Origin of the sequence: Mesorhizobium sp. L103C119B0, assembly GCF_000502235.1 — a bacterium.
In the GTDB taxonomy this organism is placed as follows: domain Bacteria; phylum Pseudomonadota; class Alphaproteobacteria; order Rhizobiales; family Rhizobiaceae; genus Mesorhizobium.
This window is the reverse complement of sequence record NZ_AYXE01000007.1, coordinates 347268-370119: the sequence shown is the minus strand read 5'-3', so window position 1 is coordinate 370119 and position 22852 is coordinate 347268. Positions and strand designations below refer to the sequence as shown.

General features: G+C 65.2%; 22 protein-coding genes. 6 read left to right on the top strand and 16 right to left on the bottom strand.

The window, feature by feature from the left end; translation table 11 throughout:
* Nucleotides 1-135: 135 nt before the first annotated feature.
* Complete coding sequence (locus X728_RS151785; protein WP_023814665.1) at nucleotides 136-933, bottom strand: FadR/GntR family transcriptional regulator; 798 nt, start codon at nucleotides 931-933, stop codon at nucleotides 136-138.
* A 3-nt stretch (nucleotides 934-936) separates the two neighbouring features.
* Nucleotides 937-2379 (bottom strand): FAD-binding oxidoreductase, encoded by a 1443-nt coding sequence (locus tag X728_RS151790; RefSeq protein ID WP_023831722.1) that lies wholly within the window; start codon nucleotides 2377-2379, stop codon nucleotides 937-939.
* Between the two features lie 157 nt (nucleotides 2380-2536).
* On the opposite strand from X728_RS151790, the gene gloA reads away from it, so the two are divergent.
* Nucleotides 2537-2947: a lactoylglutathione lyase gene (gene gloA / locus X728_RS151795; RefSeq protein WP_019856614.1), complete on the top strand. Its 411-nt coding sequence runs from the start codon at nucleotides 2537-2539 to the stop codon at nucleotides 2945-2947.
* A 74-nt stretch (nucleotides 2948-3021) separates the two neighbouring features.
* On the opposite strand, the gene X728_RS151800 is transcribed toward gloA, so the two are convergent.
* The 4 genes from X728_RS151800 to X728_RS151815 all read right to left on the bottom strand — a co-directional run bounded on the left by X728_RS151800 (nucleotide 3022) and on the right by X728_RS151815 (nucleotide 7716).
* On the bottom strand, nucleotides 3022-3990 hold the full coding sequence (locus tag X728_RS151800; RefSeq protein ID WP_023704158.1) for an ABC transporter permease: 969 nt from the start codon (nucleotides 3988-3990) through the stop codon (nucleotides 3022-3024).
* A 4-nt stretch (nucleotides 3991-3994) separates the two neighbouring features.
* Complete coding sequence (locus X728_RS151805) at nucleotides 3995-5497, bottom strand: sugar ABC transporter ATP-binding protein (protein ID WP_023704159.1); 1503 nt, start codon at nucleotides 5495-5497, stop codon at nucleotides 3995-3997.
* Between the two features lie 5 nt (nucleotides 5498-5502).
* Nucleotides 5503-6543: an ABC transporter permease gene (locus X728_RS151810; protein ID WP_245266148.1), complete on the bottom strand. Its 1041-nt coding sequence runs from the start codon at nucleotides 6541-6543 to the stop codon at nucleotides 5503-5505.
* Between the two features lie 102 nt (nucleotides 6544-6645).
* Nucleotides 6646-7716, bottom strand: coding sequence for a sugar ABC transporter substrate-binding protein (locus X728_RS151815; RefSeq protein ID WP_023831720.1), 1071 nt, complete (start codon nucleotides 7714-7716; stop codon nucleotides 6646-6648).
* Nucleotides 7717-8020: 304 nt separating this feature from the next.
* On the opposite strand from X728_RS151815, the gene X728_RS151820 reads away from it, so the two are divergent.
* Nucleotides 8021-9616, top strand: coding sequence for a GMC family oxidoreductase N-terminal domain-containing protein (locus X728_RS151820; protein WP_023831719.1), 1596 nt, complete (start codon nucleotides 8021-8023; stop codon nucleotides 9614-9616).
* A gap of 459 nt (nucleotides 9617-10075) precedes the next feature.
* Here the strand turns inward: X728_RS151820 and X728_RS151825 are convergent, their stop codons facing one another.
* Complete coding sequence (locus X728_RS151825) at nucleotides 10076-10213, bottom strand: hypothetical protein (RefSeq protein ID WP_155923982.1); 138 nt, start codon at nucleotides 10211-10213, stop codon at nucleotides 10076-10078.
* A gap of 185 nt (nucleotides 10214-10398) precedes the next feature.
* Here X728_RS151825 and rsgA point away from each other — a divergent pair, with 185 nt between their 5' ends.
* On the top strand, nucleotides 10399-11412 hold the full coding sequence (rsgA, locus tag X728_RS151830) for a ribosome small subunit-dependent GTPase A (protein ID WP_245266147.1): 1014 nt from the start codon (nucleotides 10399-10401) through the stop codon (nucleotides 11410-11412).
* A 60-nt stretch (nucleotides 11413-11472) separates the two neighbouring features.
* On the opposite strand, the gene X728_RS151835 is transcribed toward rsgA, so the two are convergent.
* From X728_RS151835 to X728_RS151865, 7 genes are read right to left on the bottom strand one after another with little or no spacing between them, the layout of a single operon-like run.
* A complete protein-coding gene (locus X728_RS151835) occupies nucleotides 11473-12264 on the bottom strand; it encodes an SIS domain-containing protein (protein WP_023683131.1) in 792 nt (263 codons plus the stop codon).
* Between the two features lie 37 nt (nucleotides 12265-12301).
* The gene (locus X728_RS151840) at nucleotides 12302-13072 is read right to left on the bottom strand and encodes a GntR family transcriptional regulator (RefSeq protein WP_023831716.1); all 771 of its coding nucleotides are present in this window, start codon (nucleotides 13070-13072) and stop codon (nucleotides 12302-12304) included.
* Nucleotides 13069-13944 carry an ROK family protein gene (locus X728_RS151845; RefSeq protein WP_023831715.1) on the bottom strand — a complete coding sequence of 292 codons (876 nt, stop codon included), beginning with the start codon at nucleotides 13942-13944 and terminating at the stop codon, nucleotides 13069-13071. Before X728_RS151845 ends, X728_RS151840 begins: the two co-directional genes overlap by 4 nt.
* Entirely contained in the window at nucleotides 13941-14681 is a 741-nt protein-coding gene (locus X728_RS151850; RefSeq protein ID WP_032897776.1) for a PIG-L family deacetylase, read from the bottom strand. Before X728_RS151850 ends, X728_RS151845 begins: the two co-directional genes overlap by 4 nt.
* Nucleotides 14678-15535, bottom strand: coding sequence for a carbohydrate ABC transporter permease (locus tag X728_RS151855; protein WP_023831713.1), 858 nt, complete (start codon nucleotides 15533-15535; stop codon nucleotides 14678-14680). Before X728_RS151855 ends, X728_RS151850 begins: the two co-directional genes overlap by 4 nt.
* Complete coding sequence (locus X728_RS151860; protein ID WP_031195540.1) at nucleotides 15532-16464, bottom strand: sugar ABC transporter permease; 933 nt, start codon at nucleotides 16462-16464, stop codon at nucleotides 15532-15534. Before X728_RS151860 ends, X728_RS151855 begins: the two co-directional genes overlap by 4 nt.
* Nucleotides 16465-16513: 49 nt before the next feature.
* Entirely contained in the window at nucleotides 16514-17788 is a 1275-nt protein-coding gene (locus tag X728_RS151865) for an extracellular solute-binding protein (RefSeq protein WP_023831711.1), read from the bottom strand.
* 315 nt (nucleotides 17789-18103) lie between these two features.
* On the opposite strand from X728_RS151865, the gene X728_RS151870 reads away from it, so the two are divergent.
* From X728_RS151870 to X728_RS151880, 3 genes are read left to right on the top strand one after another with little or no spacing between them, the layout of a single operon-like run.
* Nucleotides 18104-19396, top strand: a complete 1293-nt coding sequence (locus X728_RS151870) for an extracellular solute-binding protein (protein WP_023831710.1) — start codon at nucleotides 18104-18106, stop codon at nucleotides 19394-19396.
* Nucleotides 19396-20286 (top strand): sugar ABC transporter permease, encoded by an 891-nt coding sequence (locus tag X728_RS151875; protein WP_023744116.1) that lies wholly within the window; start codon nucleotides 19396-19398, stop codon nucleotides 20284-20286. Before X728_RS151870 ends, X728_RS151875 begins: the two co-directional genes overlap by 1 nt.
* Nucleotides 20283-21146 carry a carbohydrate ABC transporter permease gene (locus tag X728_RS151880; protein ID WP_023831709.1) on the top strand — a complete coding sequence of 288 codons (864 nt, stop codon included), beginning with the start codon at nucleotides 20283-20285 and terminating at the stop codon, nucleotides 21144-21146. Before X728_RS151875 ends, X728_RS151880 begins: the two co-directional genes overlap by 4 nt.
* Before the next feature lie 13 nt (nucleotides 21147-21159).
* On the opposite strand, the gene X728_RS151885 is transcribed toward X728_RS151880, so the two are convergent.
* Both X728_RS151885 and X728_RS151890 read right to left on the bottom strand, forming a co-directional pair.
* Nucleotides 21160-21411, bottom strand: a complete 252-nt coding sequence (locus X728_RS151885) for a hypothetical protein (RefSeq protein WP_023683121.1) — start codon at nucleotides 21409-21411, stop codon at nucleotides 21160-21162.
* A gap of 227 nt (nucleotides 21412-21638) precedes the next feature.
* Entirely contained in the window at nucleotides 21639-22823 is a 1185-nt protein-coding gene (locus tag X728_RS151890; protein ID WP_023831708.1) for a Gfo/Idh/MocA family oxidoreductase, read from the bottom strand.
* Between the last annotated feature and the right edge of the window lie 29 nt (nucleotides 22824-22852).

The window sequence follows — 22852 nt, the reverse complement described above, 5'->3', positions numbered from 1 at the left end:
ATGAAATGGGGGGTCCGAAGGACGGGCGAGACGCGTGGCTCGCCCCGGCAAGGTGGCTCGGCGAAGCCGAGACGGAGTGGGGGTCAGCGCTGCCATAGGCGATTGGCCCAGCGCGCGGATAAGGCAAGGCTATCCCTAAGCCTGCCCGCGCACAGCCTTTCGCAACCGCGAATGCCGCACCGGCGATGCCACGTCCGGCGCCGGCGCTGCCTCCACAGCCACCTCGCCCTCATGCAACCCCACCCGCAGCGCGGCACCCGCCAGATGGTCGCGCATGGCCGCTTGCGCTCCTTCGGCGTCGCCGGCACGGATCGCTCTCAGGATGCGCTCGTGTTCGCCCAGCGTGATGCGGGCCATGTCGTCGGATTTCTGCTGGTTGCCGGCGGCCAGAATGCTTTCGCGCACCCGCTCGGACACGAAGACCAGGAATTGGCCCATGTAGGAATTGCGCGTCGCCTCGGCGACGGTGCGGTGGAATTCGAGGTCGCTGCGCAGCCAGGCGACGCTGCCATAGGGGGCGGCGCGCATGCCGGACAGCGCATCGCCCATGGCTTTGAGATCGGCGTCGCTGCGCCGCTTGGCGGCAAGGGCCGCCGCCTGCACTTCGAGGATGCCACGCAGTTCGAACAGATTGCGAAACGAGTCGGCGCGCTGCAGCGTCTCATGGTCGATGGTCAGCACCGTCGGGTTGTTGCTCTCGACCACGAAGGCGCCGCGCCCCTGCTGCGACCAGATTCGGCCTTCCGAGCGCAGCCGCGCGATCGCCTCGCGCACCACGTTGCGGCTGACCCCGAAAGTGGTTGCCAGCGCCGCCTCGGTCGGCAGCTGGTCACCCGGCTTCAGCCGGCCTTGCGCGATCTCGCGCGAGATGGAACTGGCCACCAGAGTAGAGAGGTGTGGGCCGCGATTGACCTTGTCGAGCTTCAGCGTCATCGCTCACCTATAGTCGACGGCGGCGGCCGGCGCCAGAATGCGACCGTTGCTCAGGATGTGGCGCGGGTCGAATGCGTCCTTGATGCCGGCGGCGAGGTCGAGCGTCACCGGATCGATGCGTTCGAGGAACGCCTTCTGCTTGACCCGGCCGATGCCGTGCTCGGCGCTGATAGAGCCGCCATAGCGATCGACGACGGTGAAGATCTCGGCTTCCGCCTGCTCGAACAGATGTTCCATCGCCTCGGTGCCCATGCCTTCCGGCGGCACGACGTTGAGGTGGATGTTGCCGTCGCCGACATGGCCGTAGGTGACGGCCAGCGCGTCGGGCCGGGCTTTCTCCAAGGCGGCCAGCGCATCGGTGACGAAGTCGGCAAGCCTGGAGATCGGCACCGAGACATCGGTGCGCAGGTAGCGCCCGCCCCTGCCCTGCCGCTCGACCATGATCTCGCGGTAGAGCCACAACCGCTCACCTTGAGCCCTGGTCGAAGCGATGACGCCGTCCTCGACGATGTCCTCGACGCTGCCGAGAAACCCCAGCAGCATATTGGAGAGGTCGATCAGCCCGCCCGACGACACCTCGATCAGCACATAGACGGGATAGGGCTGGCTGAGCGGATCGGGAAAATCCTTGCCCTCGCGCATGGTGATCTGGATGCCGACGCGCAGGATCAGTTCGAAGGCGGTGAGCAGGTCGCTACAATCGCGCCGGGCGCGGGCATAGAGTGCCATCGCATCCTCGACCGAGCGCAAGCCGACAAGTGCTGTTTCGATCTGCGTCGGCTTGGGAAACAGCTTCAGCGCCACCGCGGTGACGATGCCGAGCGTGCCCTCCGAGCCGATGAAGATCTGCTTCAGATCATAGCCGCGGTTGTCCTTGCGCAGCACTTTCAGCCCGTTCCAGATGCGGCCGTCGGCCAGCACCACTTCGAGGCCAAGCACCAGGTCGCGCGTCATGCCGTAGCGCAGCACGTTGAAGCCGCCGGCATTGGTGGCGACATTGCCGCCGATGCGGCAGCTGCCCTGCGCGCCGAACGTGATCGGCAGCAGGCAGTCGCTCGCTTCGGCGGCGCGCTTGGCGTCCTCGAGAATGCAGCCGGCCTCGACCACGATGGCGAAGTCGATCGGGCTGATCGAGCGAATCTTGTTCATGCGCTCCAGCGAGATGACGATCTCGCCGCCATCCGCCGCCACTGCGGCGCCGACGAGCCCGGTCAGGCCGCCTTGCGGCACGACCGGAATGCGCTCGGCATGGCAGAACCGCATCAGCGCCGACATTTCCTCCACCGAAGAGGGCCGCGCCACCGCCAGCGGCCGGCCGAAATGATCGCCCGACCAATCTCGGCTGTAGCGCGCCAGATCCACTTCCTCGGTCAGCAGCCCGCCATTCGGCAGCAAGCCGGCCAGGGCTGCGATCTGCGATGCGGAGGGTGGCGGCACGGCATTCATGGATTGGCTCTGGGCCCCTCGGCAAAACGGCTGGACAAATACCGGCGTTGTCGTGTTATCATACAACCCTGCTTGAGAACATCAAGCGAGGCTTGCCGCCAAGCGTTCGATGTGGATGATCAGACCCGCAAATCACAGAATTCGGAGGACTTCCCCAATGAGCGACGCCCCGGGATTTCGCTATATGCACACCATGATCAGGGTGCTCGACCTCGACAAGTCGATCGCCTTCTACACCGAGGTGCTCGGCATGACCCTGCTGCGCCGCGACGACTACCCCGGCGGCAAGTTCACCAACGCCTTTGTCGGCTACGGCCCCGAGGACAAGGAAGCCGTCGTCGAGCTGACGCTGAACTGGGGCCGCGAGGAGCCCTACGAGATCGGCACCGGCTTCGGCCATCTGGCGCTCGGCGTCAACGACATCTACGCCGTCTGCGCCGAACTGGAAAAGCGCGGCGCCAAGATCCCGCGCAAGCCCGGCCCGATGCAGCACGGCACCACCCACATCGCTTTCGTCGAAGACCCCGACGGCTACAAGATCGAGCTGATCGGCCTCGACACGATGTAATCCGATCGGGCCGGACCGCATCGGCCTCGCGCCGATGCGGTCCCGTCCTGTCCGCGCTTGCCTGGGAGGCGGGATCACTTGATGACCGCGATCTTGCTGCGGTCGATGGTGATGGCGACGGCGGCAATGAGCACCGCGCCGAACACCATGTTTTCCAGGAAAATATTGACGCCGACGAAGGTCATGCCGATGCGCACGATCGAGATGATCAGCGCGCCGACCGCCGTGCGGGCAACGCCGCCGAGCCCGCCGGTGATCGCCGTGCCGCCGACGATGACGGCGGCGATGGCCGGCAGCAGCAGCTGGTTGGCCAGCACCGGCGAACCGCTCGACAGCCTGGCTGCCAGCACGATGCCGGCGATGGCCGCGAGCATACCCGACGCGGCAAAGGCGATGATCTTGGTGCGGTCGACATTGATGCCCGCGGCCCACGCCGCCGGCTCGCCGGCGCCGACCGCGATCGCCTGGCGGCCGAAGCGTGTGTAGCGCAGCGCCAGAAAGGCGGCGATGCCGATGACCGCCGAAATCAGCACCACCACCGGAATGCCGATGATGGTGGCGTTGATCCACGCCGTGTTTTCTCGGCCACCTTCCTCGATGGTGATGGCGCGGCCATTGGAGACCCAGAGCGCAAGGCCGGTGACCACGCCGCCGGTGGCGAGTGTCGCGACGAAGGACGGCACGCGCAGCTTGACATGGACGACACCGCTCAACACGCCGAAGGCGAGCCCCGACAGGATCGCCACCGGAAAGGCGGCGAGGCCGAGCGACGGCAGCAATTGCGCCAGGATGACGCTGGCTAGTGACGCCACCGCCTGGATCGACAAATCGATGCCGCCGAGCAGAATGGCGAAGGTGACGCCGGTCGCCAGGATGAACAGCACGGCGGTGTTGGCAAACAAAAGCGCCACGGTTTCGCCGGTGAGGAAGCCTGGCGCGGCGATCTCGATGATCAGCAGCAGGCCGACCAGCAGGATCAGCGGAATGGCGCCTTGCGTCCACTTGCCCTCGAAAACCTGCCTGATGGAGAACGCCTCATTCATCGGTTCACACCATTGCCCTGAGAAGATCGACCTGGTTCGGCTTGTTGCCCGGACTGGCATCGAAGCGCGCGGTGATTGCACCGTCGCGCATCACCAGCACCTGGTGCGACAGACCGATCGTTTCCTCCAGCGTGTCGGAAATCAAAAGGATCGCCACGCCTTGCGCCGAGAGATCGCGCACCAATTCGTAGACCTCCTCCTTGGCGCCGACATCGAGGCCGCGTGTGGGATGGTCGAGCACCAGGATGCGCGAGCCCGCCGTCATCCAGCGCGCCAGCACCACCTTCTGCTGGTTGCCGCCGCTGAGCTTGCGGCAGGCGGCATCGGGACCGGGCGCCTTGATGCGCAGCCGCTTGATCCAGTCGGCGGCAAGCCGGCGCTCCTTGCCATAGTCGATGGCGCCATGGCGCATGACGCTGGAGAGATCGGCCAGCGAAATGTTCTCCGCGATCGACAGGAACATCACCAGCCCTTCGAGCCGGCGCTCGCGCGGGACATAGCCGATGCCCTTGCGCACAGCCGGCTCCGGCGAGGAGAAGCGCACGGCATCGCCGGCGATTTTCATCTCGCCGGCATCATGCTGGACGAAGCCGCCAACGGTGCGCGTCACCTCCTCGCGGCCGGAGCCGACGACGCCGGCAATGCCGACAATCTCGCCGGCCCGGATCGAGAGATCGACGCCGTGATAGAAACCGTTGGCGCCAAGCCCCTTGGCCTCGACCATCACGATATCGCGCGGCGCGAGCTGGCGGGCCTCGCGGTAATATTCGGCCTGCAGGCCGCGCCCGACCATGATCTCGTGCAGCTCAGGCGCGGTGACTTCGGCTGCACGATGTTCGGCAACGACGGCGCCATCCTTCATCGTGTAGACGCGGTCGGAGATATTGAGCACCTCTTCGAGGCGGTGCGAGACGAAGACGAAGCTGGCGCGGGATTTGAGCGACCGCACCCGCGCGAACAGCACCTCGATGTCGGCGGCGTTGAGCACCGAGGTCGGCTCGTCGAGCAGGATCAGCAACTGCCGCTCGACCACTTCCTCCAAGGTCAGCGCCTTGGCGAGCTCGACCATCTGGCGTGCGGCGAAGGTGAGTTCGGAGGTGCGCGCGGTGACGTCGATGTCGATGCCGATCTTGGCCAGTTGCCGCCGCGCCGCCGCGTTCATGGCGCGCCAATTGACGAGGCCGAAGCGGGTGAAGCGGTCCTCTTCGCCGAGATAGATGTTTTCGGCAACCGTCAGGTTCAGCACCAGCGACTGCTCCTGGAACACCATGCCGATGCCATGCCTGGCCGCATCACGGGCGTTGCGCATGCGCAGCTGTTCGCCATCCAGCGTCAGCGAGCCGCTATCCGGCCGGTAGCCGCCGGCCAGCACCCGCATCAGCGTCGACTTGCCGGCGCCGTTCTCGCCGATCAGCCCGACAACTTCATTGGGCCGCACCTCGATTGAGACGTCGCGCAGCGCCTGGACGCCGGGGAAATTCTTGATGATGCTGGACGCCTGCAGCATGGCGTTCACTTGACGATTTTCAGGCGGACACGGTCGAGCGACAGCGCCACCGCGGCGATGATCATCAGACCCTGCACCGTCTGCTGGATGTAGGGCGAGATGCCGAGCAGGATCATGCCATTGGCAAGCACGGTGACGATCAGCACACCGATCAGCGTGTTGACCACACCGCCCTCGCCGCCGGTCAAAGCGGTGCCGCCGACGACCACTGCCGTGACCGCTGCAAACAGCCTGCCGTCGCCGATGACGGCATGCGACTGGCCGAGCTGTGCGGCGGCAAGCACACCGGCAATGCCGAAGAAGAACCCTGCCAGCGCAAAAGCGGTGATGCGCACGCGCACGACATTGACGCCGGAGAGCTTGGCGACATCCTCATCACCGCCGATCGCCAATATGTGGCGGCCGAGCTTGGTGTGATACTGGATGACAGTGGCGAGCAGGAAGGCGCCGAACGCAACCCAGACCGCCACCGGCAGGCCGAGGAAACGGTGCAAGGCCAGGTCGCGGATCGAGGCGTCGTTCAGCTTGATGGCCGTGCCGCCCAGCATATAGACCGACAGGCCGAGGCCGATGAACCACATGCCGAGCGTGCCCATGAAGGACGGGATGCGCAGCATGGTCTGGACGAGACCGCTGACAAAGCCCATGGCGGTGCCGGCGGCGACGGCTGCGAGCACCGCCCACCAGCCATAATCATTGCCGTTGCCGTCATTGGCGGCGAGCAGAACAAGCACCATCGCCGCCACCGAAAGCGTGCCTTCGACTGCGAGGTCGATGCTGCCCATCAGGATGATGAAGGTCAGCCCCATGGCCAGCGTCAGCGGCACGGCGGCGGAATTCGCAAGCCGCACCAGATTGCGCAGCTCGATGAAATTGGGGTTGGCAATGGCGATGAGTACGCAGAGTACAATCAGCACCGCCATCGGCGCCAGGCTGCGCCAGCGCCTGCCGCCCAGGAATGTCGCGATGCGGCCGGGGAACGGTGTCATGGGCGTCGTCCGCTCGATGTCCGAAACGGACTTCAGGGGTTCTGTATGGATTGTCAAGAAACCGCTTCCCGTCTGCTGGTGACAGCCGTCGCGACAAGGGGATCGCGACGGCTGCGGGAGGAAGCGGGCCGCCAGGGAGGTGCAGCCCGCTCCGATGGATCAGGTACGGATTGCTCCGGTGACCCGGCCCCACAGATCGTTCCAGTCGATCTCGGGCTTCGCATCGACATTGGTCTTGTAATATTCCTCGACATTGTCGTGCGAGATCAGCACCGCCTTGCCGTAGAACTCGCGGTGCTCCGGGGGCTCCTTGGTCGGGTCGAACTTGCCGATCTTGGCGTTGTAGCCGATGGCGAGACCCATGCCGCCCTGCCAGAACGGATCCGAAGTGACCGTGCAGGCGAATTCGCCGGTGCGCACCGCATCGACCGCCGTCTTGATGCCGTCGACGCCGACGATCGGCACCTTGCCGGCGAGGTTTTCGGCGCGCAGCGCTTCCAGAGCGCCCGAGCCCATATCGTCATTGGCCGCCCAGATGCCCTTGATGTCGTCGCCGAAGCGGGTGAGCAGATTGCCCATCAGGTCGAAGGCTTCGGTCGACTTCCAGTTGGCGACCTGGAAGTCGAGCAGCTTGATGTCCGGGTTGGCGGCAAGCGCTGCGTCGAGGCCCTTCTTGCGTTCGATCGCCGCCGTGGTCGAGATCAGGCCGCCGAGCGCTACGATGCCGCCCTTGCCGCCAATGGTCTTGAACAGGATCTCGGCGATGGTCTTGCCGCTGTCGATGCCGTCGAACTCGATATGCGAGACATAGTTCGGGTTGAAATCCTTCGGGTGCAGATCCCCAGGCTTGTTCCACTGGGTCACCACATAGGCGCCGGCCTTGGCGCAGGCCTCGACGATCGGGCGCGCATCGGGCGTGTCGTTGGGATCGGAATTCAGCACCATATTGCCGCCGGTCTTGGCCAGCATCGCCTTGATGTCGGCAATGCCCTTCTCGCTGTTGCCTTCCGAAACCAGCGTGACGTGCTCCAGCCCGGCCCATTTGGCATACGCTTCGGCGCCGGTCTTCCACACCGCGTGATAGGGGTTGGACAGCGAGCGGATCGATGTCACGAGCGTCGGCTTGTCCTGCGCGCGCAGCACGCTCGGCATGGCGAGTGCCGCCACGCCGGCGGTGGCGCCCATCATCAGCGTGCGCCGGTTGACTGAAAAATTCTTCGTGTCGTTCATACCTCGAAACCTCCCGATTGAATTCTGTTCCGCCCGGCATCTTGCGCAGGGAGCGCGGCCGGGACCTCCTGGTGAGGATCGTCAAGCTCCTCCACTTGTACGACAACCCTTCAACACGATAACCATATCCTTTCTCTTGACGTGGCACAAGCGACTTGAGATCGTCGCGCGCAAGAGGAAGGGGCGGTGATTTCATCGCCCGCCGGAGCATGATCCCTAGAAGTGGGAACCGGTTTTCTCGGACAAATCGAGAAACCGTTTTGTCCGGAGATCATGCTCCAACAAAGAGAACCCGGGAGTGGAAATGACGGATTACATCATTGTCGGCGGCGGTTCGGCTGGCTGCATTCTGGCCGCCCGGCTGAGCGAGGACCCGGACGTGTCCGTCGTGCTGCTCGAGGCCGGTCCGCCCGACACCGACCGCTACATCCATTTGCCGGTCGGCTTCTTCAAGATGACGTCGGGGCCTCTGATCTGGGGCTATGACACCGCGCCCGGCAAGGAGATCGACGGCCGCACCATGGTCTATCCGCAGGCGCGTGTGCTCGGCGGCGGCTCCTCGATCAACGCCCAGGTGTTCACCCGTGGTTGCCCGCAGGACTACGATGGCTGGGCGACCGACGATGGCTGTGCCGGCTGGAGCTATGCCGACGTGCTGCCCTACTTCGTCCGCTCCGAGGGCAACGACACTTTTGCCGATGCGCAGCACGGCACTGACGGCCCGCTCGGCGTCTCCAGCGGCGCGCCGCATCCGCTGACCCGCATCTTCGTCAAGGCGGCGCAGCAGGCGGGCCTTCCTTTCCGCGCCGACTTCAACGCCGGTGAGCAGGCGGGCGCCGGCTTCTACCAGACGACGACGCGTCGGGGGAAACGCTCGAGCACGGCGGTCGCCTATCTGAAGCCGGCGCTCGGCCGCAAGAATCTGACGCTACGCACCGACGCCTCGGTCAGCCGCATCGTGGTCGAGAACGGCCGCGCCATCGGTGTAGAGATCATCGTCAATGGCCGCACCGAACTGCTCCGCGCCGAGCGCGAAGTCATCGTCGCCGCCGGCGCCATCGGCTCGCCGAAATTGCTGATGCTGTCCGGCATCGGCCCGGCCGTGCATCTCGGCCAGCACGGCATCAAGGTGGTCCACGATTCCAAAAACGTCGGCCAGAATCTGCACGATCACATGGACGTCGATGTCGTCGCCGAGCTCAACGGACCGCACGGCATCGACCGTTACAAGAAGAAGCGCTGGCAAGCGGTCGCCGGTCTTGAATATGCGCTGTTCGGCAAGGGGCCGGTGGCCTCCAACATTGTAGAGTCCGGCGGCTTCTGGTGGGGCGACCGCGCGGAGAAGACGCCGGACATCCAGTTCCATTTCCTGCCCGGCGCCGGCGTTGAGGAAGGCATCGGCTCGGTTCCCGGCGGCAATGGCTGCACGCTGAACTCCTACCATGTGCGCCCGCGTTCGCGCGGCAGCGTCACGCTCAAGTCCGCGGACCTGCGCGATGCGCCCATCATCGACCCCAACCCGTTCGCCGAGCGCTATGATCTCGAACGCGCCATCGACGGCATCGAGATCAGCCGCGAAATCCTGTCGCAGCCAGCCTTCGCCAGATACATCAGCCGCGAGCATCTGCCCGGCAAGGCGATGCAGGGGCGCTCAGCACTCGAAGCCTTCGCCCGAGAACATGGCCGCAGCGCCTATCACCCAGTCGGCACCTGCCGGATGGGCGGCGATGCCGACAGCGTCGTCGATCCCGAGTTGCGCGTGCGCGGTCTGCAAGGCCTGCGTGTCTGCGACAGCTCGGTCATGCCAAGCATCGTGTCCTCCAACACCAACGCGGCCGTGGTCATGATTGCGGAGAAGGCTGCGGATCTGATTGCGGGGCGAACGCTGCCGGTGGCGTAAGCAGGACAATCGCATGTGGTGGCGCCACGCGATTGCCCTGCCTTGAGCACCTGTCGCTGAGCGCATAGCACTCGAACCGCACTAAAAACGACAGCCTCCCGCAGCGCCTTCAACCGACGCTTGCGCAACCCACCAACCGACCGGAAACCCCCGGTTGCGGGCTCGTTGCCGACGCCTGCGCGGGGATGTGAAAGCGCTTTTGCGCCAGTTCCGCGATCACACCATATGAACCGATCCAAGCTCTGCTAGCTTGTGGGCGTGGGACTTGTCCCGCTTTGGCCGGTGCTTCAGGCAACCCCATCCCAACCCCCCGCCCCCTGCGGTACCGGCCATCCCCCTCCCCCTTTTGGCAGGCTTCTCGACCTGCCATCCTCAGCCGTCCCTGCCAACTTCGAGGTCGACGACGAGGCCTGATGCGTGGCATGCAAATCAAGACCATCGGCAGCGTATCGAGGGATTTCACATCGGCTGTCTGGACGACGTCCTGGAGAGCGACAGATCGGGGCCGAGCCGCCTCAGCTCCCGGTTGATGGCCGCCAGGCGCTCCGGTTCGCCTTCCGTGTTGCAGACATTGAGAGTAACGACGCGTAAGCGCATCAGCGAACCACCGCCTCGATGCGTTCCACGCGGTGCGCGAAACGGCTTGGCCATCGGCGCGGTTCGGCTTGCCAAATGCCGCCATGCCGCCCATACACGGCTTGAACAACCGCCGCGAGGGTCCGCGCCCATTTTGCCAAAGGATACTCTCCGATGTCTGTGACGCCGTCGCCGTGGTCAAAACCGTGACGGCTTCCCTCGCAAGCCTGGGCTGGACGGATTTCTTCGGCGACCAGCTTGAAGCCGATGAGGCAGACCTAGTGCCGACGCGCATCGCCTCGGTGCACCGCGACCGTCTGGCCGGTCTGTCTCTGTCACGGCCAGTGGATCTGACGCTGCCGGCCAATGCCAACACCGGCGACTATGCCGTCGGCGACTGGGTGCTGGTCGAGCCTCACACGCATCTGCTGCGCCGCCGACTGACCCGCAAGACGGTGCTGGAGCGCCGCACACAGGGCGGCAGGGTGCCGCAGCTGGCCGCGGCCAATGTCGACACGCTGTTCATCGTGACGTCCTGCAATGCCGATTTCAACATCGCCCGGCTCGAGCGCTATCTCGCGCTGGCCAACGAGGCCGGAACGACGCCGGTGATCCTGCTGACCAAGGCCGACACCGCTGACGATGCCGAGGCTTACCAACGCCAGGCCGCCGCCCTGCAGCGTGGACTGGCCGTGGTGATGCTGAACCCGCGCGTCCCCGATGCCGCAGCGGCGCTTGCTCCCTGGTGTGGCGCAGGGCAGACGGTGGCGCTGGTCGGCTCCTCCGGGGTCGGCAAATCGACGCTGGTCAACACGCTGACCGGATCGGCGCAGCAATCGCCGCAACAGACGGCGGGCATTCGCGAGCACGATGCCAAGGGTCGCCACACTACCACAGCCAGATCGCTGCACGCCATTGCCGGCGGCGGCTGGGTGATCGACACGCCGGGCATGCGCACGCTGCATGTCAGCGACGTCGCCTCCGGCATCGACACGCTGTTTGCCGAAATCACCGAGCTCGCACCGCTGTGCAAGTTCCGCGACTGCACTCATGTCCACGAACCGGGCTGCGCGGTGCAGGCTGCGTTGAAGGCGGGTACGCTCGACCCTGAGCGCCTTGCCCGCTGGCGCAAGCTGTCGGAGGAAAACCAGGGCAACACGCCGGTTCAGAGCGGGCCGCGCGGCAACAAATCGCCTGCCGGGCGCCCGAAGCGGCGTTGAGAGGATAGGAATTGCGGAACGAGACGTCGGAGGCCCGGCATGTGCCGGGCCTCCCTTTTTTCACTCTCCGCGCATGGTTGCCTGGAAGGTCGGCAGGTGCTTCTGCTGCGCCTCCAGCATGCGCTCGCGGTAGACGCCATAGATGACGTCGGTGTCGTGCAGCGTCACGCCGGCAATGGTCGGCGAGGCGAAGACCGGCAGTTCGATGCCGCGCTTGGCGAGCTGCTCGGCGGTGCGCGCGATCAGCTCATGCGCCAGGATCATGGCAAGCACCGTCGATGAGCCCGACACCGGCCGGCTCCAGCCCTCGACCGGCACGATGGCGTCCTCGATCGGCGAACAGGTGTCGATGACGAGGTCGGCGGCATCCGCCAGCCGCTTGCCGGACGAGTGCGTCGCCGGCTTGTCGAGATTGTTCTTGCTGGTGACAGCGACGACGAAGATGCCGCGCTTCCTGGCATAGAGCGCGGTGTCGATACCGGACGAGTTGCGGCCGCTATGGCCGAAGATGATGATCGAATCGCCCTTGTTGAGCGGCTGGTGGTCGAGGAATTTTTCGGCGTATTTTTCCGTACGCTCCAGCCACAAAAGCTCGCGGACGCCGCCGGCGCCGAGCACATTGTGCCACATCACGCGCGGGTCGGTCAGCGGGTTGAAGCCGACATAGCTGCCATAGCGCGGAAACACTTCCTGCACCGGCAGCACCGAATGGCCGGAGCCATAGAGATGCACCAGCCCGCCGCCCTCGAGCGAGTCGGCAAAGCGGCTGGCGGCCTGGCCAAAGGCCTCTTCATTGACTTTCGCAGCCTGGTCGATGAGGGCGGCGAGACGGTGGATGTAGAGATCGGACACGTGGGTACTCCTGTTTGCTGTGTCGGTCTGGAATGGATCAGCTTCTCGGGTTCAGCGGCACGCGTCCGGCGCGCAGCGTCGAGCGGATTTCGTAGCGGTCGCCGCGCATGATCGAGACCGTGAATTCGAACGGGCCGCGCTCGTCGGTGGTGATGCGTTCGACGACGAAGGCCGGGCTGCCGACAGCGAGGTCGAGCAGTTCGGCGTCCGCCGCGCCGACCGCGCCGACCCGGTAGTTCTCCCGCGCGGCCACCGGCACGATGCCGTAATGGCGCTCCAGCGCCTCGTAGAGCGAGCCCTGCAGCAGGCCGGCATCGAGGAAGCCCGGCACGCGCACGGCCGACAGCTGCGCCGTCTGGATGCCGATCGGCTCGTTGTTGCCGAGCCGCAGCCTGCGAATGCGCACCACCGGATCGCCCTCCTCGATCTCCATCGCGCCGGCAGCCGCCGCATTGGCGGTGGTCAGGCTGCAGTCGAGCAGGCGCGAGCCCGCGACCACGCCAATATTGCCCATCTCCTGGGTGAAGCTGGTCAGCTCGCGCGTGCCGGCGACCAGCGTGGTCGAGCGCACGAACGTGCCGCGGCCATGTTCGCGCCTGAGCAGTCCTGCCTCCTCGAGATTGCGCAAGGCGTGGCGCAGCGTGATGCGGCTGACGCCGAACAGGGCGCACAGCCTGTCCTCCGCCGGGATCTGGTCGCCCGTTGCCCATTCGCCGCTCTTGACGATGGCTCGGATCGCCTCTTCGACCTGGTACCAGAGCGGCTCCGGCCGTCTGCGGTCCGGCTGCTGAAAGCTTGCTTCGCTCATCGCACCTGCCTCCACCCTTGCCCAACGGCGCCGGCCAGCGCCGCGCCGACCAGACCGGCGCGGGGACCGAACTTTCCAGCCTTGACGTCGATGCCGCGCAGATGTGGCGGCAGTTGACGTCGCAGCGCCGCAAGCAGCGGCGGCCGGATCACATCCAGCGCCTCCGCCAAACCACCCGAAATCAGCACCGCTTGCGGATCGAGCAGCGCGACAGCGCCTGCAAGCGCGGTGCCGAGCTGTCGCGCCGGCAGTTCAAGCAAGGTGAGTGCGGCCAGTTCGCCGGCCTGGGCAGCGGCGATCAGCTGGCGGCCGTCGGCAAGGCCGATCTGTCCGGCAAGGGCATCAAGCGCCCGGCCCGACGCGACGCGCTCCAGCCAGCCGCTGCGCTCCTCGCCATGATCTTTGACGTCGGCGCAGGCCCAGCCGAACGAGCAGGCGCCGCCATGCGCGCCGGCAACGATGCGGCCATTGGCCAGCACCGCCGAACCGATGCCGGTGCCGATGGCGAGCAGGATCGCATCCGACATGTTTTTCGCACTGCCTTCGACAGCCTCCGCCAGCAGCGCAATCTGCGCGTCATTGCCGAGCGCTACGCGCAGTTTGGGAAACAGCGGCTGGATATCGACGCCGTCGAGGAACGGCAAGTTGGGGATCCAGCGGCAGATTGAGCCCTCGACCAGACCCGGCACCGCGATGCCAAGCGCTGAGACCGGCCCGGCCTCAGCGCACAGCGCGTCGATGCGAGCAATGAAGGCATCAAGGGTTGCCGGCGCCGGCTCGCTGCCCCGCGTCTCCAACGCACCGACATCGCCCGTAGATACGCCGGCGCGCAGATTGGTGGCGCCGAGATCGATGGCGAGTACCCGCGTCATCGACCGGACCCTTTGCCGAAGGGGAGCGAGAACAGGGCGCTGCCGGCATTCCACGAATGCGATGCCGCCGCGAAGGCCTGCGCATGGCGCGTGCCGCGCAGGCAGCCGCGCAGCCGGTAGAGCGAACTGTAATAGTCGACATAGGGGAAGCTGCTCAGGCCGCGCGCCAGCTCATACTCCATGACCGCGTCGCGCCACGCCTCGAACCCGTCGCTGACATCGACGAGATGCTCGGGCCGGAAGCCGTCATCGTCCTCCCAGTTCTCGCCGAACAGCAGCAGTTGCGGCGTGTGCGCCGGATGGTCGCTGGCAACGGTCGGCAGTCCGGCGAAGAAGATACCGGTCTTCGTCAAATGCGCGGCGGCGCGATGGTCCTTGTGCCAGCTGCCATGCCAATGGGTGATGACGATCTCGGGTTTCAGCTCGCGAATGATGTCGCCCACTTCGAGCGCCGTCTGATCGTCCGTGGGCAGGAAGCCGTCGCGCAGGCCAAAGCCACGCATGGTGACGCCGAGCCGCTCCGCCGCGCTGCCCGCTTCCTCTTCCTTCTGCACGCAATAATGCGCGGGAACCAGGTACGGATGGCCCTGCTCACCCATGGTCAGATGCAGGAAGGTCACAGTGGCGCCGCGCTTGACGGCAGCGGCCGCCAGCGGCCCGGCCATCACCTCGGCATCGAAGGCGTGCGCGCCGACCACCAGGATCGATTTCGCCGCATAAATCCTGTCTTCGATCATTTCATGCCCCCTCCGGTGCCCACGCCTTCGCGAATCTGGCGCGCCAGCAGACAATACATGATCAGGATGGGCGCCATGGATATCGCCAGCGAGGCGAACACCAGGCCCCAGTCGGTGCGGAACTGGCCGACGAAGACGCTGATCGCCAGCGGCACCGTCTTGTAGCGGTCGTCGAAGATGAAGATCAGCGGGAAGAAGAAATCGTTCCACACCGCGATCGCTGTGAAGATGGCCACGATCGACACCGCCGGCTTGACCATCGGCAGGATGATCTGGAACAGGATGCGCACCTCGCCGGCGCCGTCCATGCGCGCGGCCTCGTCCAACTCGGAGGGTAAGACGCGCATGAAATTGGCGAAGATGAAGACGGCGAAGGGAATGCGGATCGCCGAATAGACCAGGATCAGCCCGGTCAGCGAATCCAGCAGGCCGAGATTGCGCATCAGCGTGAACAGTTCGACCGAGGCGAGCCGGATCGGCAGCATGATGCCTGACAGGAACAGGCCGAGCATGATGGCATTCCAGCCGAGTCTGTATCGGCTGAGCGGATAGGCGGCCATCGCCGAGACGACGATGGTGAGGATGACCGCGCCGCCGGTGACGATCAGGCTGTTGATGAAATTCTGGCCGAGATCGGCGCGCGTCCAGGCGTTGACGAAATTATCGAAGGCAAAGCTTTGCGGCAGGCCGAGCCTGTTGTCGTAGATCTCGGCCGTGGTCTTGAAACAGGAGACGATGAGGATGTAGAGCGGCAACAGCACGGCCGCCGTCCAAACGACCAGCACCGTCCAGCCGGGCAGCCGCGCCAGTTGCCGAGAGATGGCCGGCCTTTGCGAAATCGCCAGCGCGCTCATGGCTGCACCGTGCGGCGGTCGAAGAAGCGCAGCATCATGAGCGTGCCGATGCTGAGGATCAAGAACAGCACGGTGCCGAGCGCCAAAGCCAGACCGATATCGGTGATGCCGACAGCACCTTCCGCGCCGAAGCCCAGCCGGTAGAAGTACGTCACCAGCGTGTCGGTCGAATAGCTCGGATTGCCCTGCACGCCCTGCATGACATAGACGATGTCGAACTGGTTGAAGGTGTTGATGAACGACAGCGTCGTCAGCGTGCCCAGCGCCGGCATCAGCAGCGGCAGCGCGATCGAGAACAGCATGCGCGCATTGCCGGCGCCGTCAAGTTTTGCCGCCTCGAAAATCTGGCCGGAAATCTGCCGCAGACCTGCCGTGTAGATCAGCACCGGCAGGCCCATCCAGTTCCAGGCATCGACGGCGATCAGCATGGCGAGCGCGGTGTGGCTGTTGCCGAGCACAGTCAGGCTGCCCTGGTGCAGGCCGAGCCCGTTCAGCGCCCATTCGACGACGCCGCCCGGTGCCAAAAGCAACCGCCACAGCGCGCCGACGATGACCGGGCTCAGCACCGCCGGAAAGAAGAACACCGACTGGAAGAAGGCCGCACCCTTGTCGCGCAGGAACAGCAGCCAGGCGAACAACAGGCCGAGGCCATTTTGGAAGACCATGATGCCGAAGAACCAGGCGGTGTTGTGCCACAGCGCGCCGTAGATCCGCGCGCCGCTGGGGAAAACGAACAGCCTTGAGAAATTCGACAGGCCGGCGAACTCGACCATGCGCAGCCCCTTCCAGACGAAGAAGCTGCCCCACAGCGACATCCCCAGGGGATAGAGGACGAACAGCGCATAGACCGCCAGCGCCGGCAGGATGAACAGCACGGCCATGCGCTGCTGCGTGCGGCGAAGGCTGCTGGTGCGGCGAAGGGTGCTCATGCGCTTTTCTGGTCCGTGAGAGGCCGGCCGCTTTTGCGACCGGCCGCGCCTACTGCTTCGGCTTGAACCAGGTGGCGACCGCGGCCTGCATGTCGGCCGCCAGCTTCTCCGGCGCGATGTTGCCTTCGACCATGTCGATGATCTCCGACTGCAGCACCGAAGACGCCGTCGGCGACTGCCAGCGGAAGCCGACCAGCGTCAGATAGGGCGTCGAATTCTTCGCCATCTCCATCATCGCGGCCAGCACTGGATCCTTCACCGTCACATCCGTGCGGGCCGGCGGCCAGCCGAGCTCGTCGGCGAACATCTGCGCGAACTCTGCCGAAGCCATGAAGCCCAGCACCTTGGTCGCGGCTTCCTTGTTCTGGCTCTCGGAGACCAGGCCATAGGAGCCGTCGGAGAAGGCCGAGGTGTAGAGTTTTGCCCCGGCATCGTCGGCGGGGAACGGGAAGATCGAGAATTTCAGCTTCGGGTTCTGCGCCTTGAAGCTGCCGTTCTCGAACGAACCGCCGAGGAACATCGCCGCCTTGCCGCCGATAAACTGCTGCGTGGCGGTGGTGTAGTCGATACCGGCGAAGCCGTCGGGGAAATACGGCTTCAGCTCGGCGAAGCGCTTCAGCGCCGCCACATAGCGCGGATCCTCGAAGGTCGCCTTGCCGCTCATCATCTCGTCGTAGAAGCCAGGACCATAGACGGTCGGGCCGACGACGCCGACGGCGATCTCCAGTTCCCAGGCCGAGCCGTTGGCGCCGCCGGTGGCGATCGGCGTGATGCCGGCCGCCTTCAGCTTCTCGCAGACAGCGGTGAAATCCTTGTAGGTCTTGGGGATCTCGATGCCTTGGGCGGCGAAAATATCCTGGTTGTAGAAGACGCCCATCATCGGCACCGAGTAGGGCACGCCGTAGACTTTTCCGTCAGCGCGGCCACGCGCGCCGCCAAGCGCCGCGTCCTCCATGTTCTTCAGCTCCGGCACGCTGTCGTCCAGCGCGTCGAGATAGCCGGCCTCGACGAAGGGCTGCAACTCGCCATAGGCCTTGAGCTGCGCGATGTCGGGCCCGCGGCCGCCCCGCAGCGCCGTGCTCAGCCGGTTCTGGTAATCGGCATCGGGCGTGAACTGGATGGCGACCTTGATGCCGGGGTTCTTCGCCTCGAAGGCATCGAAGATGCGGCGCATCGCTGCCTCGTCCTCGGTGCGCCAGCTCCACAGCGTCACCGTGCTGTCGGCGGCTCGCGCCGGCAATGAGGCGAAGACACCGGCGCAGGCGGCGGCAAGGCCGCCGATCAGGCCAAGTGCTGCGCGCCGGTCAAGTGAAAGCATGCTCATTGCCAGTCTCCCATTGTTCTCTGTCCTTGGCGTCCCGCGGCATTTCCTGCCGTGAGAGAGTCATTGGCTCGGGAAAGTCATTATAATGACATAGCGGCATTCGCAAGAGGTCTGCTGCGCCTCAGGAATGTCGGCGTTGGCCCCCTCACGACATTGCAGTACCCGCATCCGTTTGTTACCTAACGATAAATATCCACATTCCAGCGCTGCAAAGAAATCTGTGACCGTACCATGTGAGACTTTTTCGCCAGCAAGCCCTTGCGTCGCCGCGCTAACTTGTCATAACGTCATTGTGAACCGATAGGAGGATGAGGAATGTCGTTTGCCTGGACGTCGAAACTGGCACTGGCCGCAGGCCTCGCCATCCTGCCCACCACCGGCTGGGCGCAATCGGTCAACATCTCCTATCTCACCCACTGGTCGCCGGAGACGGTCGCGTTGCTGGAAGCGGCGGCCAAGGATTATGCCAAGACCAATCCGGATGTCAGCGTCACCGTGCGCGCCGTCCCCTTCGGCGACCTCCTGACCACGCTGCGCTCGCAAGGCGGCGGCGCGGACGGCCCGACGATCGGCGGCATCTACGATCTCTGGTTGCCGGAACTGGCGCGCGACAAGCTGGTCGCGCCCGCTCCCGATGCGGTGGCCAGCGAGGTCATGGCCGCCTGGCCGGCGGGCGTCACCAGCGCCGCCTCGGTCGGCGGCACGCTCTACGGCATCCCCAACGAGATCGATGTCTATGCGCTGAACTATAACAAGGCGCTGTTCAAGCAGGCCGGCATCGCGGCGCCACCCGAGACCTGGGACGAATTCAAGGATGCGGCCAAGAAGCTGACCAACAAGGATGCGGGACAGCAAGGCTTCGGCATGATCAATTCATGGGCCGCCGGCGTCGTCCACCCCTTCGCCTCGCTGCTGGTGTCCAATGGCGGCGACCTGGTCAAGGACGGCAAGCCGGTGCTGAACAGCCCGCAGGCGACCGAGACCTTCCAGTTCTATGAGGACCTGATCAAGTCGGGCGCCAGTGTGCCGGCGATGGCGACCGCAGACGCCAACACCACCGGCCCCTTCCTCGACAATTTCGTCTCCGGCAAGACCGGCATGATCATCATGGCCAATTGGTGGGAGAGCGCACTGAAGGCCGGCATGGGCGACAAGTTCGCCGACATTGCAACGGCGCCGATTCCCGTCGGCCCGAGCGGCGACAAGCCGCATTCGATCTCCTACTCCTGGATGACCGTGGTCAACGCCAATGCAGGTGCCGCCGAGCAGAAGGCGGCGTGGGACTTCCTCGCCTGGCTGAACAATCCAAAGTCCGGCAAGAACGGCGCTTCCGCGATGTCGGATATCCTGATGTCGATGGGCATCCTGCCCTCACGCCTCTCCGACATCGAGGCGCACAAGGACAAGCTCGGCTCGGAATTCCTCTCCGGCTATGTCAGCGTGCTCACCGACGCCAAGCCGTTCCCTGTCGTGCCCGGCGGCCAGGAATTCTCGGAATCGCTGCAGCAGACGCTCGAGGCGTTGCAGTATGGCCAGGTCTCGGCCAAGGATGCGCAGGCGACGGCGCAGGCCGACGCCATTTCGATCCTGGAGCGCGCCGCCAAATAATGATTCAGAGGTACCGTGCCTCGGCGGGCATCATGCTGGCGCCCGCCGTGACGCTGATCGGCATCTTCGTCCTGTTGCCGATGCTGCTCACCGTCTGGCTGTCGTTCCAGGACTGGTCGACGCAGACACCGTTTTCCAGCGCCAGCTTCATCGGCCTCGACAATTTCCGCGAGATTTTCGGGGCCACCTCGGTCGGCCGCGATTTCAAGGCCGCGCTCGTCAACACAGCCGTCTACACCGCGCTCTCCGTCATCCTCATCCTGCCGCTGTCGGTGGCCTTTGGGCTGATGGTCTACCAGCGCGATGTCGCCGGCGGCACGGCGCTGCGCACGGTGCTGTTTGCCACCTACATGGTGCCGATGATCGCCGTGGCGCTGGTGTGGTCGAAACTCTATTCGCCGAGCGAAGGCCCTCTCAACCAGATGCTCGGCCTTATCGGCATCGGCCCGCAGCCTTTCCTGTCGTCGCCGCGCTCGGCGCTGATCTCGATCGTCTTCCTCAATGTCTGGCAGCAGGTCGGCTATTTCACCGTGCTGGCGATCGCCGGACTGACGCAAATCCCCGGCAGCCTGTATGAAGCAGCAAAGCTCGACGGCGCCAACCGTTTCGAGCAGTTCCGCTTCATCACGCTGCCGCTGATGCGGCGCACGCTGTTGTTCAGCGCCGTCATCGCCATCATCAACGCCGTGCAGGTGTTCGAGCCGGTTGCCCTGATCACGCAGGGCGGGCCGGTCGGCTCGACCAATGTGCTGACCTACCACATCCGCCGCGTCGGCATCGAGCGTGCGCAGGGTGGACTGGGTTCGGCCATGGCGGTGATGCTGATGCTTTCGCTGATTGTCGTCGTCTGCGCGCTGTTTGCCTTCGCCAACCGGAAGAACGACGAATGAGCGCGGGATCGTCGAGCCGGCTGTCGCGCCGGCGCCCGTCCGGCCGCAAGGCGCTGCTGGCGACGCTGATGCTGCTGGTCGCCGTCGCCTCGGCCTTCCCGCTGGTCTGGATGGCGCTGTCGAGCCTCAAGACGCCGGCCGAGAGCATGCAGGTGCCGCCGGTGTGGATCCCCCTTACGCCGAGCCTCGACGCCTATGAGAAGGTGTCGGGCGTGATCAATGTCGGCCGCTCGATGTGGAATTCTCTGGTCATCGCCTCGATCACCACCGCCGGCATCCTGCTGACCAGCATGATGGCCGGCTACGCCTTCGCCAAATACCACTTCCCCGGGAAGTCGCTGCTGTTTTCTCTGCTGATCGCCACCATGTTCCTGCCGCCGATCGTGACGTTGATCCCGCTCTATCGCCTGGTCGGCTCGATCGGCCTCAACGCCAGCCTCGCCGGCATCATCGTGCCCAATCTCGCCAATGCTTTCGGCATCTTCCTGATGCGCCAGTTCATCTCCGGCGTGCCCGACGAGCTCATCGACGCCGCGCGCATGGACGGCGCCTCGGAGTTCTTGATCCTCTACAAGATCGTCGCGCCGAGCGTCGCCCCCGCAATCGCGGCTCTGGCCCTCTTCGCCTTCGTCTATCACTGGAACAGCTATCTGTGGCCGCTGACCGTGCTGCAGGGCAATGCCGACGCCTATCCGATCGTCATCAGCCTGAGCCGGTTGCTGAGCTACAACAGGGGCGCGGTTAACACCGGCCTGGTGATGGCCGGCGCGACGCTGGCCGTGCTGCCGCCGCTCATCCTGTTCGCCTTCCTGCAGCGCTTCTTCGTCGATTCCATCGTCGGCTCGGCGATCAAGGGATAGCTGCACCAAGCCTTCAAGCGCTCGGCCTGGTTCCGCCACAGATCAGATAGTAGCACTCGTCATAGCGCATGTAGTCAGCCGCGCCCTTGTCCGGCCATTCGCCCGTGTCGAAACGGATTTTGAGAAGGCTTCTGCACTGTGCCACCTTCGCTGCATTGCTGTCCGGGAACAGGGTGACGAGCAGGCCTTGCGGAGCGCCGAAGGAAACCGCCGAGAGAACGAGGCAGCCGAGGCTGGCAGCAAGGAAGAGAGACAAGTTGCGCATTGTTACCGAATACGGCTGGGCCGATGCTCTGACAATGAACAACCCATATCATGATTAACACATGCATAGCAGCGTTTTGCCCAGTAAAGCGACCGAAGAGTACTTGGCGCCCCGCCGCTGCCAGGTCTGCTGCGGCGGCGGTAGCGCCTTCGGCAGGTCAATCCCTTAGGGCAGCGCCAGTCCCCCAGGTGATTGCTTCTACCGCTGAACCGCGGCAGCTCCCGTCCTCACCCAAACCTTGCCGCCGTCCAAGCCCCACCCGCTGCATTCGACTCCACCGCCGCCGCGGCAAACTTCACCCCGCGCGCACCATCCACAACATCCGGCACCTGCGCGGCCCTTGCTGCATCGACCGCCCCACCTGACCTATGCGCACGAATAATATCAGCGGCGTCGCGGTAGAAATTGGCGAAGGCCTCGATATAGCCTTCCGGATGCGCCGCTGGCATGCGCGACACGCGCTGGCTTTCAGCGGTCGAGCCGTGACCGCCACGCACCAGCGTGCGGGTTTCCTCGCCATATGGTGAGAAGCGCAATTCCTCCGGCCGGCCACCCGACCATTCGAGCCCGGCTTTGTCGCCATAGATGCGCACCGAGAGATCATTGTAGTGGCCGGGCGAGGTCTGGCTGGCGAGGATCGTGCCGCGCGCCCCGCCGGTCCAGCGCACCAGCACATGCGCATTGTCGTCGAGCCGGCGTCCCGGCACGGCAGTGAACAGATCGGCCGACACCGCCTCGGCCTCACAGCCGGAGATATAGCTTGCCAGGTTGAAGGCATGCACGCCGATATCGGCCAGCACCGCCGACTGCCCGGCGCGCGCCGGATCGGTGCGCCACTCCGCCTGCTTCTGGCCCTCGGCGTCGATCGGCTTGGTCAGCCAGTCCTGGATGTAGGCGCCATGCACGGACACGATGCGGCCAAGCGCGCCCGCCGCCACCATCTCGCGCGCCTGGCGGACCATGGCGTAGCCGGTGTTGTTGAGCGTGACGACGAAGCGACGCTTTTTCTCCCGCGCCAGCGCCACCAGTGCCTCTGCATCGGCCAGCGTCGTCGACAGCGGCTTGTCGCAGATCACGTCGATGCCGGCCTCGAGAAAGGCCGTGGCGATCGGCGCGTGCAGATGGTTGGGCGTGACGATGACCACCGCCTCGATGCCGTCCGGCCGCGCCGCTTCGGCTCGTGCCATGGCGCGATAATCGGCATAGCTGCGCTCGGGCGCGATGCCGATCTCGGCGGCCGAGGCGGCGGCGTTCTCCGGGTTCGACGACAGCGCGCCGGCGACCAGCACGATCTGGTCGTCGAGGCGCATGGCCAGCCGATGCACCGCGCCGATGAAAGCGTTGCGGCCGCCGCCGACCATGCCGACCCGCAGGCGCTTGCCGGCCGACCCGTCCGATGTTGCGTAGACCATTTTCAAGCTCCTCCCGGCAGACCGCTTTC

Coding starts and splice junctions, on each gene's coding strand:
- X728_RS151785 (WP_023814665.1), bottom strand. CDS start 933: ATGACGCTGAAGCTCGACAAGGTCAATCGCGGCCCACACCTCTCTACT.
- X728_RS151790 (WP_023831722.1), bottom strand. CDS start 2,379: ATGAATGCCGTGCCGCCACCCTCCGCATCGCAGATCGCAGCCCTGGCC.
- gloA (WP_019856614.1), top strand. CDS start 2,537: ATGAGCGACGCCCCGGGATTTCGCTATATGCACACCATGATCAGGGTG.
- X728_RS151800 (WP_023704158.1), bottom strand. CDS start 3,990: ATGAATGAGGCGTTCTCCATCAGGCAGGTTTTCGAGGGCAAGTGGACG.
- X728_RS151805 (WP_023704159.1), bottom strand. CDS start 5,497: ATGCTGCAGGCGTCCAGCATCATCAAGAATTTCCCCGGCGTCCAGGCG.
- X728_RS151815 (WP_023831720.1), bottom strand. CDS start 7,716: ATGAACGACACGAAGAATTTTTCAGTCAACCGGCGCACGCTGATGATG.
- X728_RS151820 (WP_023831719.1), top strand. CDS start 8,021: ATGACGGATTACATCATTGTCGGCGGCGGTTCGGCTGGCTGCATTCTG.
- X728_RS151825 (WP_155923982.1), bottom strand. CDS start 10,213: ATGCGCTTACGCGTCGTTACTCTCAATGTCTGCAACACGGAAGGCGAA.
- X728_RS151840 (WP_023831716.1), bottom strand. CDS start 13,072: ATGAGCGAAGCAAGCTTTCAGCAGCCGGACCGCAGACGGCCGGAGCCG.
- X728_RS151845 (WP_023831715.1), bottom strand. CDS start 13,944: ATGACGCGGGTACTCGCCATCGATCTCGGCGCCACCAATCTGCGCGCC.
- X728_RS151850 (WP_032897776.1), bottom strand. CDS start 14,681: ATGATCGAAGACAGGATTTATGCGGCGAAATCGATCCTGGTGGTCGGC.
- X728_RS151855 (WP_023831713.1), bottom strand. CDS start 15,535: ATGAGCGCGCTGGCGATTTCGCAAAGGCCGGCCATCTCTCGGCAACTG.
- X728_RS151860 (WP_031195540.1), bottom strand. CDS start 16,464: ATGAGCACCCTTCGCCGCACCAGCAGCCTTCGCCGCACGCAGCAGCGC.
- X728_RS151865 (WP_023831711.1), bottom strand. CDS start 17,788: ATGAGCATGCTTTCACTTGACCGGCGCGCAGCACTTGGCCTGATCGGC.
- X728_RS151870 (WP_023831710.1), top strand. CDS start 18,104: ATGTCGTTTGCCTGGACGTCGAAACTGGCACTGGCCGCAGGCCTCGCC.
- X728_RS151875 (WP_023744116.1), top strand. CDS start 19,396: ATGATTCAGAGGTACCGTGCCTCGGCGGGCATCATGCTGGCGCCCGCC.
- X728_RS151880 (WP_023831709.1), top strand. CDS start 20,283: ATGAGCGCGGGATCGTCGAGCCGGCTGTCGCGCCGGCGCCCGTCCGGC.
- X728_RS151885 (WP_023683121.1), bottom strand. CDS start 21,411: ATGCGCAACTTGTCTCTCTTCCTTGCTGCCAGCCTCGGCTGCCTCGTT.
- X728_RS151890 (WP_023831708.1), bottom strand. CDS start 22,823: ATGGTCTACGCAACATCGGACGGGTCGGCCGGCAAGCGCCTGCGGGTC.